The sequence below is a fragment of the Sphingomonas immobilis genome, assembly GCF_030580995.1.
Lineage (GTDB): Bacteria > Pseudomonadota > Alphaproteobacteria > Sphingomonadales > Sphingomonadaceae > Sphingomonas > Sphingomonas immobilis.
In genome coordinates this window covers 152,187-166,489 of record NZ_JAUQSZ010000011.1, presented here as the reverse complement: position 1 = coordinate 166,489, position 14,303 = coordinate 152,187, and the positions used below count along the sequence as shown (strand labels likewise).

2 protein-coding genes are annotated in these 14,303 nt (G+C 67.9%); both read right to left on the bottom strand.

What is annotated here, in order from left to right; translation table 11 throughout:
- Positions 1 to 45 precede the first annotated feature (45 nt).
- Positions 46 to 3,171: a CHAT domain-containing protein gene (locus Q5H94_RS15850; RefSeq protein WP_304562269.1), complete on the bottom strand. Its 3,126-nt coding sequence runs from the start codon at positions 3,169 to 3,171 to the stop codon at positions 46 to 48.
- On the bottom strand, positions 3,168 to 14,303 hold the full coding sequence (locus tag Q5H94_RS15845; protein ID WP_304562268.1) for a beta strand repeat-containing protein: 11,136 nt from the start codon (positions 14,301 to 14,303) through the stop codon (positions 3,168 to 3,170). The genes Q5H94_RS15850 and Q5H94_RS15845 overlap by 4 nt, the downstream gene beginning before the upstream one ends.

Sequence of the window (14,303 nt, the reverse complement as noted above, 5' to 3'; positions counted from 1 at the left end):
GTGTGGGCCAAGTCTACGCCTCCGCCATCTTCGAGCGCAACCGACTCAGCGCGCCGCCACCGCGGGCGCCTTGCCCGGCGGGGAGAGCATCGCCTTGGTGCTGTCGCCGACCACGAAATACGGCGCCCAGTAGAAGGGGTGCGAATACGCCGGCTTGTGCATCAGGTCGCGCTGCGCGGCCTGCAGCGCGGTGCCGATCGAGGTGGTGCGTGCCGAGGTGTAGAAGATCTTGATGAAATCGAGCGACTCCTGCTCGGCCGACACCTGCCAGTAGGTGGCGAGCACGGCGCGGGCGTTGGCGGTCAGGAAGGCACGAACGAGGCCTTCCAGCGTCGAACCCGATTCCTCCTGGCCCGACGCGCGCGCCAGCGATTCGTCCTTCACGCCGCTGGCCGTGTCGCATGCCGACAGCACGACGAGGTTGGCGTCGAGCCGCAGGCGCGCAATTTCGGAGAAGCTCAGCAGCCCGTCCGAATCCGCATCGCCGAACGACGTGACGAGCGCGGGCGGCGACTTGGAACAGCCCCACTGCCCTTCCTCAAGGCCGTGCGTCGCAAAGTGCAGCACCTGGAAGTCCGCCAGGTCGCTGCGCGCCTCGAGCGCGGTGTCGCTGAACGCGGCGTCGATGATCATCGGCGCATTGGTCTGGCCGAGCGCATCGGCGGCGACGACCAGTTCCTGCTTGTTGATCGGCTTGAAATCGCGCGAGAGTGCCGCGAGCAACTCATACGGCACCGAACAGCCGAACCCGACGCTGACCATGTGCGACACGCCCGATCCCGCCGCCGGCGCCTGATGCTCGCCGAGCCCGAGGAACGGGTTCTTCGCGATCGACGGCGGCAGCGCGCGCGCCACCAGGAACGATCGCGGCGAGATCGCGGTCGAGATCGTGATCTTGTCGGCAAGGAACGCCGTCTTCGAGAAGTCGAACGGATCGGCCGGCTTCACCTTGGGATCGAACGCCGTCACCAGCGTGCCGAGCGGCAGATTGGCGAGCGGCCCCGACGGATCGACCACGACGGCAGCCGATTTCATCAGCGCTTCGCGCGCCGGGCCGGTCAGCTTGAGGAACAGCACATAGGCCTTGCCCGTCGCGAACGGCACCAGCTTGCCCGAATCGAGCTGCCCGTCGATCGATGCGCGCACGTCGGCACCGATCTGGTCCATCGTCTTGCGCTCGGCTTCATTGGCGGCGACGCGGTAGATGTAAGTCTGGTCGGCGCTGATGAACACGCCGTATGCGCGGCGGCTTAGCGAGGAGACCTTGAGATAGGCTTCACCCGGACGCAGCGCCTTGCGGAGCTCGTCGATGGTCGCGGGACGGTCGTCGACGCTGCGGAAGCGGCTGTCGGTCGCAAGGCTTGCGTCGATATCGAGCAGCTTGGCCTCCGCCGTGCGACGCTGCGCTTCCAGCCCATCGGCCGATCCATCCTTCGCGGTGGTCGCGGCGGCGATGGCATAGCGCAGACGCGTCACCTCGCGCTCGACTTCGGCACGGTCGCGCACCTTGGCACCGAGCGTGGGATCGGCGGTGACGATGTTCTGCAGCTGGCTGAGCTGGCGCGCGACAGCGGGCTCGCCGGACGACTGGATCGCACGGAAGAAGCGCTCGTAGGTGTCGGGCCGGACACCGTCGGCAGCCTCGGCGACGAGCAGGTCGAGATAGCCCTCCATCCCGTTCTGCATGGTCGTGCCCGACGTATTCGACGCGATCATCGCATCGACTGCGGTCGCATATTGGTCGCGGATCGCATTCTTGTCCGCGCCCGTTTGCGCGAAGATGCTGGCGCGTTCGAGAGAGGCCTCGGCAATGGCCGGCTCGTTGCCCGTTCCCGCCGACGCGATCGCGCCGCGCCGCAGATCGTCGAGCGCCGCGTCGAAATGCGCGAGCGCCTCCGGCCAGTTCTTTTTGTACGCGGCGAGGCGACCCTTCTGGCGTTCGATGCGCGCGCCCAGCCACAGCACCTGACCCTGGTCGATCCGCTCGTTCTGCAGCAGACGATAGGATCGATCGGCGAGCTCCACCGCCCGCGCCGCGCCGGCTTCGTCGGCGATCGCGAACAGCGCAACGCTGCGCGCCCAGTTCGCCTGCGCGTCGAGCACGACCTGCGACAGTTCCGCAGAATCCGGGATCGCGATCGCGGTGGCGACGTCGCTCTTGCCGCCGCCCGACTGGTTGAGCCGGCGAATGATCGACGGGTCCATCAGCGGCTGGTCGGCCGACACCTGCCCGGAGACGAGCTTGTCGAGCGAGGCCAGCGACTCCCGGAACTGGCGGCGATTCAACAGATCGAGCGCATGATAGGCGTCACGCTTGCGCTGCAGGAAGGTCGTCCGCGCGCTGGCGTTTTCCGCCATCAGCTGGTCGGCCTCGGCGAAGTGATCCTTGGCGCTGTCGGCGAAGGAGATGTTCGAGTCCGCAAGGCCCGCTTCGAGTGAGAGTTCGGCGCGCGTCGCCGGCTCGGCATCGCCCGGCAGGCGGCTGAGCGCGTCGTTCAGCACGCGCGACGCCTCGACGTGCAGGCCCTTGTGATTGAGGCTGATGCCCTGCGCGAGCGCGACGGACGGATCGAACGCGCGCGCCGCCGCGGCGGCCTCGGCCGATGCCGCGGGTGCTGCGGGCAGCGACGCCACCTCGATCGTGCTCTTGGTCTCGCGGCCGGCATCGCCGCCGCCCGACTTGCGCCCGGCGATGATCGCGATGCCTTCCTCGAGCGGCCCGAGCAGCGGCAGCGCCGCATCGGCGACAAGCCGCGACTTGCCGACGACGAGATCGACCCGCACCGTCTCGGCGGTCAGCAGCTTGTCCTGGCAACGCCGCGCAGTGCCCTTGATCCCGGCGATCGTGATCGGCGCGGCCTCGCCGCAATCGAGCGTCGCGTCGATCGGCTTCAGCGCCTCTTCCGAGGCATCGACGATGCGCATCACGCCAAGCGGACGGCTGGCGGTCACGTTGCGGCAGGTAATGAAATACGACACCGCGAAGCGATCCGATGCCGCGGGATCCTTCCAGGCGCGCGTCGCGACGCACGGTTCCTGGTTGGCGTTGCGGCCGAGCGAGATCACGTCCTGCTTCGCCGAAAGCCGCGCGCCCGCTCCCTGCGGCAGCGCCATCGCGGTCGCCGCACCCAGCAGCACGATCGTACGGATCGGAGAGATCGGACGGCTCACTTGGCGTTCTCCTCAGGCTTCGTGCAGCCGCCCGGCTTATTGGGGTCGCAATCCTCCGGCGGCAGGTACGGCGCATCGATCGCCGCGACGCCGGTGAACAGCGCCTCGTTGTTGCCGCCGATCACGGGATCGAACGGCACCGAGAAATTGTCCGCCGATTTGAAGATGTCGAGCCGGCTGGCGTCGAACACGTTCAACGAGGGCTGGATCACGGTGGTGTTGATGCAGCCCGCGCCGCTGCCGATGATGCAACCGTTGAGGCGCGAATTCGGCACGTTGATGCCGCTCGCGACGATCACTGTCGATCCCAGCACCGCCGTCGCCGTGCCGGTGATCTGATTGATCGATCCGAACAGGCCGAAGCTGTTGGGGATCGCCGCGCCCGGGCCCTGCAGCGTCAGCGCGCCCGAAACCGGCGTGGCCGATGCGCTGCCCAGCACCGCGCCGGTGTTGAAGCCGATCAGGCCGGTATTCTGGAACACCGCGTAGCCGCCATATTGCACCGTCAGCTTGTTGGCGCTGAGCGTGACCGGCACGGTCTGGTCGTAGATCGCGTCGACCAGCCCGGCGTTGTAGAGCGACGAGTTGCCGCGATTGATGAATTGCGCCGCGACCGCGTCCGCCGACAGGCCGTTCAGCGATGTCAGGAATTTGGTCTGGCCCATCGCGATGGTGGTGCCGCGCAGCTCGACGTCCGCCGCGCCCGCCGGGTTGGAGGCGCCCGTGGTCGCGCCGAACAGCAGCCGGCCGCCGCCGTTGCTGGTCGACGTGATCACGATCGAGGAGGCGAGGTCGGTCGCCGCCGCCGACGATCCGCCGAAGCGGAAGAGACGGCCCGAGCCGCTGCCCGATACGGTGCCGATCACGGTCAGCGCGCCCTTGGTCCACAGGCTGACGTTCTTGCTGCCGGCCGCGCCGTTGAACGCGAGCTTGCCGACTTCCAGCGCGCCCGAACCCGCATCGACTTCCAGCGTATCGGCGGTGACCTTGTTGATCTCGGCTTCGGAGAGGCTGAAGCCGCCCGCCGTCGTGCCCTCGCCGACATGCGTCGCGCTGGTGGCGCTTGCGTTGTTGAGGAAGCGGACCGTCGGCGCGGTCTGCGTGCCGTTGACGTCGACGTCGGTCGCCTTGACCGAGATCAGCGTACCCGCCTTGAGGTTGCCCAGCACCGCACGCTTCGACGCTTCGATCGAGACCGTCGAGGGCGAGCCGGTCGCCGTCAGCGCGGTCGTGATCTTCACGTCGCCGCCGACCGCCTTGAGCGTCGCATCCTTCCCCGAGGTGCCGGTCGCAACGACCAGATCGCCCGCCGTCGTGGTAAGCCCGAGCGTCGTCCCGGACGTCAGCGTGGTCGCATCGATCGACTTGGCGTTGACCGAGATCGCGCCGGCGGTGGCGGTCAGTTCGCCGATCTTGGCGGCGTCGGTCGCGGTCAGCGTGGCATCGGTGGCGGCGACGAGCTTGGTCGAGATCGTCAGCGTCCCAGTCGCATCGAGCTTTGCGGTAGACCCCGCGTTGCCGGTGCCGAGCTTGAGCACACCACCAGTGCTCTTGAGCACCAGCGTCGTGCCCGCGCTCGCCGTTGTGACGTCGACGCTCGCGCCGGTCACATCGACCGTACCACCGGTCGCCGAACCGATCGTCGTCGCGGCGGTAGAGGTCGTGGTAAGCGCGCCGCCCGCCTTCAGCGACGTCGCGTTGATCGTGTCCGCTTTGAGCGTGACGACCCCGGTCGTGCCCTCGAGCTGATTGATCGTCGCCAGCCCCGTCGAGGTCACGGTGGCGTCGCTGCCCGCGATCAGCTTGGTCGTGACCGTCAGCGGACCCGCCGCGTCGAGCTTCGACGTCGTGCCGGACGTGCCGGTATCGAGCTTCAGCAGGCCTCCGGTGCTCTTTATCGCCAGCGTCGAACCCGCCGCCGCCGTTGTGACGTCGACGCTCGCGCCTGTGACGTCGACCGTGCCGCCGACCGCAGAACCGATCGTGGTCGCCGCCGTCGAACTCGTGGTCAGCGCCGTGCCGGCCTTCAACGAAGTCGCCGCGATCGTGTCCGCCTTTACGCTCACGAGCCCCGCAGTGCCCTCGAGCTTGTTGATCGTAGCGAGGCCGGTCGCCGTGGCGGCGGCGTCGGTGCCGGCCACGAGCTGGTTGACGATCGTCAGCGGTCCGGTCGCATCGAGCTTGGATGTCGTGCCCGAGCTGCCGGTGGTGAGTTTCAGCAAGCCGCCGGTGCTGGTGATTGCCAGCGTTGATCCTGCAGTCGCCGTGGTGACATCGACGGTGCCACCCGTCACCGAGACCGTACCACCAATAGCCGAGCCGATCGTGGTCGCCGCCGCCGAGGTCGTGGTCAGCGCGGTGCCTGCCTTTAGCGACGCGGCGCTGATCGTGTCCGCCTTGACGGTGACGAAGCCCGCCGTGCCTTCCACCTTGTTGATCGTCGCGAGGCCGGTCGAGGTGATGGTGGCGTCGGTGCCCGCGATCAGCTTCGTCGTGATCGTGAGCGGACCCGTCGCGTCGAGCTTGGCGGCCGTGCCGGACGTGCCGCTGTCGAGCTGGAGCAGACCGCCCGTCGAGATCAGCGTCAGCGCCGTGTTGGCGGCCACTGTCGTCGCGTCGATCGACTTGGCGGTGACCGACACCGCGCCGCCGGTCGACGTGAGCGTCTTGATCGTCGCAGCATCGGCGGCGGTCAGCGTCGCGTCGCCGGTCGCGATGAGCGACGTGGTGACGTCGAGCGCATTCGCGGAACTAACGGTCGCCGTGCCCGCCGCGCTGCCCGTGCCGAGCTTGACGTTGCCCTTGGTCGAAACGAGCTTCAGTGCCGCCGTCGATGTCGTGTCGGTGATGTCGACGCTGTCGCCCGTCACGTCGACACCGCCGCCGAGCGCGGTGGCGATCGTCGTCGCGCCGCTGGTCGACACCGATTTGAGCAGGGTTTTCGCATCGAGCTTGGTCGCATCGACGGTCGTCGCCGCGGCCAGGTCGATCCCGCCGCCGCTGCTGGTCAGCGTGCCGAGCTTGATCGCACCCGTCGTCGCCTTCAGCGTCGCGTCGCCCACGGCGCTGCCGGTGGTGATGTCGATGCCGCCCGCGCCGGACGCCGTGACCTTCAGCGTGGAGCCCGCGCTGGCCTTGCCGAACGTGACGTCCGCGCCGCTCGATTCGAGCGACGTTCCGGCGCCGATCGTGCCGACGTTGGTAGAGCCGACCGACTGGCTGACGAGCGAGCCCGTCGCGGTAACGGTCGTCCCGCTCAGCGTGGTCGCGGCGTTCAGGCCGACATTGACGCCGCCTAGCGATGTGAGGTCGACTCCTCCGCCGACCGAGGTCAGCGTCGCGTCGCCGGCCGAGGTGCCGGTGGTGAGCTTGATCCCGCCCGCCGTCGTCGTCAGCTTAAGCAGCCCGACCTTGGTCGTCGCGTCGCCGATCTTGATGCTGCCGCCGGTGATGTCGATCGTACCGCCCGCGACGGTCGTGATGTCGGTCACGCCGTTCGAGGTGGAGACCAATGCGCCCACCGCGGAGATATCGGGCGAGGTGATCGAGGTTGCCGAGGTCAGCTTCGCATCCGCCTTGCTGGCGAGCGATCCGGTAACGGCGATGCTGCCGCCGACCGAGGTGAGCGTGGCATTGCCCGTCGACGTGCCGGTCGCGAGCGCAAGATCGCCGTTCGTCGTGGCAAGACCGAGCGTGGTCGCCGCACCCGCCTTGGTCACGTCCATCGACTTCGCCGTCACCGACACCAGGCCGGCGCTCGACGTCACCTCGGCAATCGTCGCCACGTCGGACGAGGTCAGCTTGGCATCGCCCGTCGCCAGCAGCGAGGTCGTGATCGTCAGCGGGCCCGTCGCATCAAGCGTCGACGTCGTACCCGAACTGCCCTTGTCGAGCTTCAGCAACCCGCCTGTCGTGGTGAGGGCGAGCGCCGTCGCCGCACCAACCTTGGTCGCGTCGATCGACAGCGCCTTGACCGACACCGCGCCGCCGCTCGACGTCGCTTCCGCGATCGTCGCCGCACCGGTCGAGGTCAGCTTGGCATCGCCGGTCGACAGCAGCGCCGTCGTGATCGTCAGCGCACCCGTCGCATCGAGCGTCGATGTCGTGCCGGACTTGCCGGTGTCGAGCTTCAGCAGGCCGCCGGTCGTGGTGATGCCGAGTGCCTGGTTCGCATCGGCGCTGAGCACGTCGATCGACTTGCCCGAAAGCGTGACGTTGCCGGCGCTCGACGTGGCGCTGTCGATCAACTGGCTACCGCCCGAGGTGACGGTCACGCCCTTGGTGCCCGCGAAGACGGCGCGCGTTGCCGGCAGGAGGCCACGGATATCGCCGACCGCCTTCACGTCGAGCTTGGACGTCGCCAGCGCGCCGGTCGATTTCGCCTCGTTGACGAAGAGGTTGGCCGCCGAATCGAGCGTCAGGCCGCCCGCGTTCGAGACTTTGTTGAGAACGAGATCGCCGACCGTCGTCTTGTACGTCAGCGAGCCGTTCGAGTTAGAATTGGTGATGTTCACCGTCGCGCCGCTGACCGAGAGGCTGTTCGTGCCCGTCGCGGTATCGCCGGTGACCGGGCCGAGCGACGAGGTGATCGTCGTGTCCTTGCCTTCGATCGTCTTGTTGGTGAAATCGACGCCGGTATCGCCGCTGACGATCACGGTGCCGGGCAGGCCAGATACATTGCCGCCGAGCTTGATCGCACCGCCGGTCGCGCCGAGCGTGATGTTCTGGCCGGCGATGTCGCCGTCGGCCGTCAGGCCGCCCGCGCCCGACACGAATTTGACGAGGCCGGTGCCGCCGGTCGCGGTGCCGAGCGCAATCTTGGTCGCGGCGACGTCGATTGCATCGCCCTTCACGGTCCCGAGCAGCGCGCTCGCCGCGCCGGTGATCGTCACCGATTTGCCCGCCGTCGTTGCCGTCAGGTCGATCTTGGTGCCGCCGCCGGCCGAGATTACCCCGGCCGCACCAATCTTGATGCCGCCACCGGTGCTGGTGACTGACGGCGCGGTGAAGTCGCCCGTGGAGGTGACCGTAACGTCGCCGCTGCCGCTCAGCACGTCGCTCAGCGTGATGTTCTTGGCGACGCCCGTCGTCTTGAGGTTGGTCGTGCCGCCGCTGACGGTAACCTTGCCGAGCGAAATCGCATCGAGCGAGGTCACATCGAGCCCGCTGCCTGTGGTCGAGATCGGGCCGGTGACCGTGACGCCGCCGGTGCCCGCCGTCGCGGTGAGGCTGACTGGGCCGGTCGAGGTGATGCTCGTACCGTTGATCCCGGTGCCGCCGCCGGGCTGCAGGAAGATGCTCGCGCCCGCCGCATTGATGGTGGTGAAGTCGAATTGCTTGCCGGTGCCCTGAAAGGTCAGGAAGGCGCTGACCGCGCCGATCGAAACCGGCCCGGTCGACGCGGCAAGGACGTTGCCGCCCGTCGATGTCAGGCTGCCCGTCGACAGCGACACGAACGACTGCAGATTGATCTGGCCGACGGTGTTGACGTCCCCGGTCGTGATCGCGCCCGTGTAGACGACCGGCACGCTCAATACGTTGGCATTCACATTGCCGAGGTTGAGCGCACTTCCCGAATCGGTCGCGATGACGACGTTCGAGGTACGCGTCGCGCCGCCGTTCAGCGTGCTCGCCTTGTCGAGGTTGACGACGCCATTGAAGGTCAGCGCCTCGGCGCCGGCATCGTCGCTGTTGGATGTCAGCACCAGCGACGATGTGCCGGTGGTCGCGCCGGTGGTCGCCGTGACGTCGACCGCGCCGCTCGCCGACTGCGTGCCCGACAGATCGACGCCCGCCGCGCCGGTAACGGAATATCCGCCGCCGGTGACGGAAACCGGCCCGGTCACGCTCGCCTTGCCGATCGTCGCGGTCACGCCCGCGCCGGTGACGGCGGTGATCTTGTTGACGCCGATCGTCGCGCCCTGCAGCGTGACCGAGGCCTTGCCCGAGGTCGCGCTGTCGATCAGCGCTGCGCCGGTCGCGGTGACCTTCAGCGTCTGGTCGGCGGAGAAGGTCGATCGCGTCGTGCCACCGGCAGTCCCGCCGATCGTCCCGCCCGCCTTGGCATCGACGGTGGACAGGTTCGAGGTCGCGCTATCGACCAGCAGGTCGGTTTTCGCGTCGAGGATGACCGCGCCGTCGTTAGTGACGGTGCCCGCGTTGAGCGCGCCGGTCGTCGTCGTAAGCGACAGCGTGCCGCTCTTCGTGCTGACGGTGGGAACGTTGAGCGTGCCGCCCTTCAGCGTCAGGCCGGTGAAGCCCTTCGCCGAGGTCGCCTTGAGCGCGCCGCCCGCCGTGACGTCCAGGATGCCGCCGGTGCTTTCCAGCGTCGTGCCGGTCACCTTGCCGGTCGCGTTGATGGTCACGTTGCCGCTGCCCGACAACGCGTCGCCGAACCCAATGTCCTTGGCGACACCGCTCGTCGACACGTTGGTCGTACCGCCGGAGACCGTGACCTTGCCCAGCGAGACCGCATCGAGCGAGGTGACCTTGAGCCCGCCGCCTGTCACCGAGATCGGCCCGGTGATCGTCACGCCGCCCAGATCAGCGGATGCGTTCAGCACGACGCCCGCCGCCTTGGTCGTCGTGATGTCGCCGCCCTGAATGCCCGTTCCGCCGCCTGCGATCAGCGCGAGGTTCACGCTTCCTGCGGTCGCGGTTGTGTAGGTGATGGCCTTGCCCGCCGAGACGAACTGGTCGTTGGCGTTGACGGCGCCGCCGATCGTCACCGTGCTGGCGTTCGATCCGATGCCGACATCGTCGCCCGACGTCAGCGCGCCGGTGTTCACCGCGAGATCGGAGATCAGCAGGATCGTCTGCGTCGTGTTGATGTCGCCGGTGGTGATCGCGCCATTGAGGATCAGGTTGGTCAGCGACGCGCCGTTGACGTTGCCGAGGCTGACCGCGTTGGTGGCGGCAGTGCTGATCACGACGGCCGAAGACTTGGCGCTGCCGCCGTTGAGCGTGCTCGTCTTGCTGAGGTTCACCAGGCCGGTGAGTGTCAGCGCCTCGGCACCGGCATCGTCGCTGTTGGAGGTCAGGGTGCCCGTGCCGGTAATCTGGCCGCTCGTCGCGGTCAGGTCGAGCGCGCCGGTCGCCGATTGCGCTCCGGCGAACGAAACATTCTTGCCGCTCGCCTTGTAATCGCCGCCGACGGTGAGGCCGGTGCCCGCGATGCTGACGTCGCCCGCCGATGCGGTGACGGTCGCATTGCCCGTCGTGGTCTTGATGCCGGCGACGGCGGCATTGCCGGTCGAAGCGGTGACATCGACGCTTGTGCTCGCCGCGAAGGCCGCGCCGCCGCCTGCGCTCTTCACGCCGGTGCCGCCGGTCGCCTTGACGAACGACTTGTTCGAGGTCGCGCTGGTAACGATCAGATCGGTCTTGGCATCCAGCGTGATCGAGCCGTCGTTGGTGATCGTCCCGGCATTGAGGGCGCCGATCGTCGTGGTGAGCGTGATCGGAGCCGCCGCGCCGGTTGTGCCAACCGTCCCGATGTTGATCGTGCCGCCCTTCACGTCGAGCGCGGTGAAGCCGGTTGCCTTGCCCGCGACGACCGCACCGGTCGGGGCCGAAATTTTCAGCGCACCCGCGCTGCTCGTCAGCGTCTGGGCGGTCGCGGTCACATCCCTGCCCGAGGTCAGCGTGACGTCGCCTGTACCTGATACACCGCCCGTGAGGATCAGGTCGGACGCGGCGCCGGTCGTCGTCAGCGTCGTCGTGCTGCCGGTGCCGCCGGTCGTGATCGCGCCCATCTTGACCGTGTCGATCGCCTGAACGTCGACAAAACCGCCGTTCGCCGTCGTCTTGGTGGCGCCACTGACGAGGATGCCGCCCGAACCGGCCAGTGCCTGCAGCGACACGCTGTCGGTCGCGGTGATGCTCGTGCCGGTGATGCCGGTGCCGCCGCCCGCGCCGACCGTCGCGATCTTGGCAGCGCCCGCGTCGATCGTCGTGAAGGCGACCTCGCTGCCGCTTAGGGCCACGCCGCCCGCCGCGTCGATCGCGCCGACCGAAACCTTCGCGCTGTCGGACGTCGCGAAAACGTCGCTGGAGGTCGATTTCAGGCTTCCGGTCGTGACGTCGATCTTCGACGCCAGCGTCAGCTTGTTGACGGTATTGACGTCGCCCGCCGTGATCGCGCCGTCCATCGTGCCCGGCATGATGAGCGTCGCCGCGCTGACATTGCCGATCGCGATCGCGTTGGCGGTGCTGGTGGAGAACTCGACATCAGAGGTGCGCGTCGTGCCGCCGCGCAGCGTGCTGGTCTTGGAGAGATTGATGTCCTTGCCGGAGACGGTCAGCGCGTTGCCGGTCGCGTTGCCGTTGTCCGATGTCAGCGACAGCGTGCCGGTGTTACTGACCGAGCCGCTGAGCGCGGTGATTTCGACAGTGCCGGTGGCGGTCTGCGTGCCCGCGAGCGTAACGCTCTTGCCCGCGACCTTGTAGTTGCCGCCGACGCCAACCGTGCCGGACACGCCGGCGGTGCCCGTCAGCGCCTGAACCGTGCCGTCGGTCTTGCTGGTGACGTCGAGCACCGCCGCGTCGCCCGCCGTCGCGGAAATATCGACCGAGGAATTGGCGGCCGAGAAGGACGCGGCCGCGACCGTGCGGCCCTGCACGCCGGTACCGCCCGTCGCGGTGATCGCGCCGTTGGTCGAGGTCGCGCTGTCGATGACGAGCTTGCCGGCCGCATTGAGCGTAAGGGCGCCGTCGGTCGTCACGCTGCCGGCGGTGAGATCGGCGCCCGTCGCCTTGATCGTCAGCGCGCCGGAGCCGGTGACGGGCCCGTTCAGCGTCGTCGCACCGGCCGACACCGTGGTCGTGCCCGCGTCGGTGAACTTGACGGCATCGGTGCCGCTGATGGTGATGGCGGCACCGGCAGTGACGTCGCCGCCGAACGACGCCGTCTTGGTCGAACTCGCCTTGACGTTCAGGCCGTCGAGAGTCTTGTCGACCGTCAGGTCGCCGTTGCTCGCGACGAGGCTGATATCCCCGCTCGTCCCTTCAGCGCTGGTGATGCCGATCGACGCCGCGCCGACGTCGACCGACGTGCCCTTCAAGACCCCTCCGGTCGCGGCACCCGCCGCGACGATCTTCAGGCCCGCGCTGCTGGTCAAGTCGCCGGTGCTGACGTCGCGCGTCGATGTCAGCGTCGTCGCGCCCACGCTGGTGAGCGCGCCCGAAAGGACGATGTCTGCCTTGTTGGTCTGCGTCGTCAGCACCGTGGTGCCGCTGTTGACGTCGATCTGGCCCATCTTGATGTCGCCGATCGAGACGACCTTGAGACCGCCGATACCCGTCTTGGTCAGCCCACTGATCGAAACCCCGCCGGTGCCGGCGGTCGCATCGATCTTCGCTTCGCCGCCAGCATTGATGCTGGTGCCGGTGATTCCCGTGCCGCCGCCGGCGACCAGCGCGAGATCGGTGAAGGTGCCTGACGAAATCGTCGTGAAATCGACTTGCGAACCCTTGAGCGTGACGTCGGTAACCGCATCGACCGCGCCGACCGACACCGCTTTCGTCGCGGTCGCCTGGATGAAGCCACCCGATTTCAGGCTGCCGGTGGAAAGCGTACTGTTGGAGCCGATAACCAGAATATCGGCCGTATCGATATCGCCGGCGATGACCGCGCCTGTGGTCGGCGTCGTAAGGGTCAGCCTGTCGGCGTTGACATTACCGAGCTTGATGTCGCTCGCCGCGGCGGCGGCGGTGAGGATCACCTTCGACGCTTGTGTGGTGCCGCCGTTGAGCGTGCTGTTCGCCTTGCCGAGATCGACAATGCCGTCGAGCGTCAAGTCGTTGCCGAGCCCGACGTTGCCGCTATCGGACGTCAACGTCAGTAAGCCGGAGTTGCTGATCGTGCCGGTCGTCGCCTTGACATTGACCGTGCCGGCCGCGCTCTGCGTGCCTGCCAGCACCACGCCGGTGCCGCCTGTCACTGCATAGTTCGTGCCGGCGGTCACGCCGCCACCCACCGTCGCAACCTTGCCGGAATCGACCACGACGGTCGCACCAGAGGTCAGCGCGCTCGTGCCGGTCGCGGCGACGTTGCCGGTCGCGGCGGCGGAGATCGTCGCATCGGCGGTTTCCGCCTTGAGCACGCCCGTGATATTGACACCGGCCTTGCCCGACGTGGCCGCCACAGCGGTGACGGCAATCGGGCCGACGGTCTTTTGACCGGCGAGGATCAGGATCCCGCCGTTCGCGCCGGCGGCGGCCGTCACATTGGCATCGATCTGCAGCAGCGTGTCGGTGACGCTCGCCTGCGAGGCCGCGGCGAAATAGACGCTGTCGCCGTTTACCGTGCCGCCGATCAGTTGCGATGTGGCGGTGACGTCGGTGCCACGCGCGATCGTGACCGACATCGGCCCGCCGACACCGCCATAAGTGTACGTCGCGTCATAGGCCGTGACGAAGGCGACGCTTTGCTTGCCGCCATCCACGACGGATGCCGCGCCGGTCGTGATCTGCGGCGCGACGAGCACCAGGCCGGTGCCGGTGCCGGCGATCGCGTTGGTCGCGGTGATCTTGCCGTTGACCGTGATCCCGGCGCTGACGTCCGTCACCAGCTTATTGACGAAGTGATAGGTGCCGGCGAGGAAATCCGCGTTGCTGAGCGCGACCGTGCTGCCGGTGAAAGAACCCGTATTCACTGCGCCCGTCGCGCTGACCATGATCCCGTTCGGGTTGACCAGAAACAGCGAGATGTTCGACGAACCGTTGAGCTTGCCGGAAATGTCCGACGCGGTGACGCCGGTGACACGGTTCAGGATGGCGACGGGATCGGTCGTGCCGGTCGACAGGAAGCTGGTCGATTTGCCCGCAGCGACGTTGAACGAGAGCCAGTTGATGATCGAGGCCGGATTGTTGTCATGCACATCGACCGTCAGCGTGTTCGTGCCGACGCCGAGGGTGAGCACGCCCGTCTGTCCGGTGCTCAACGTTTCCGTGGTCGGCGTGGGCAGCGGGAAGGTCTGGTTGAAATCGATGTTCGTGCCCTGCACGACCGTCGGCGTGCCCGGCGTGTTCTGCGCATGGGCGGCGGTGGCGAAACCGGCGAGGCTGCCGACGAGCGCGCTGCCGACGGCGAGGCGGCGGATCGTGGTCTTGCGGGTGCTGACGTTCGACAT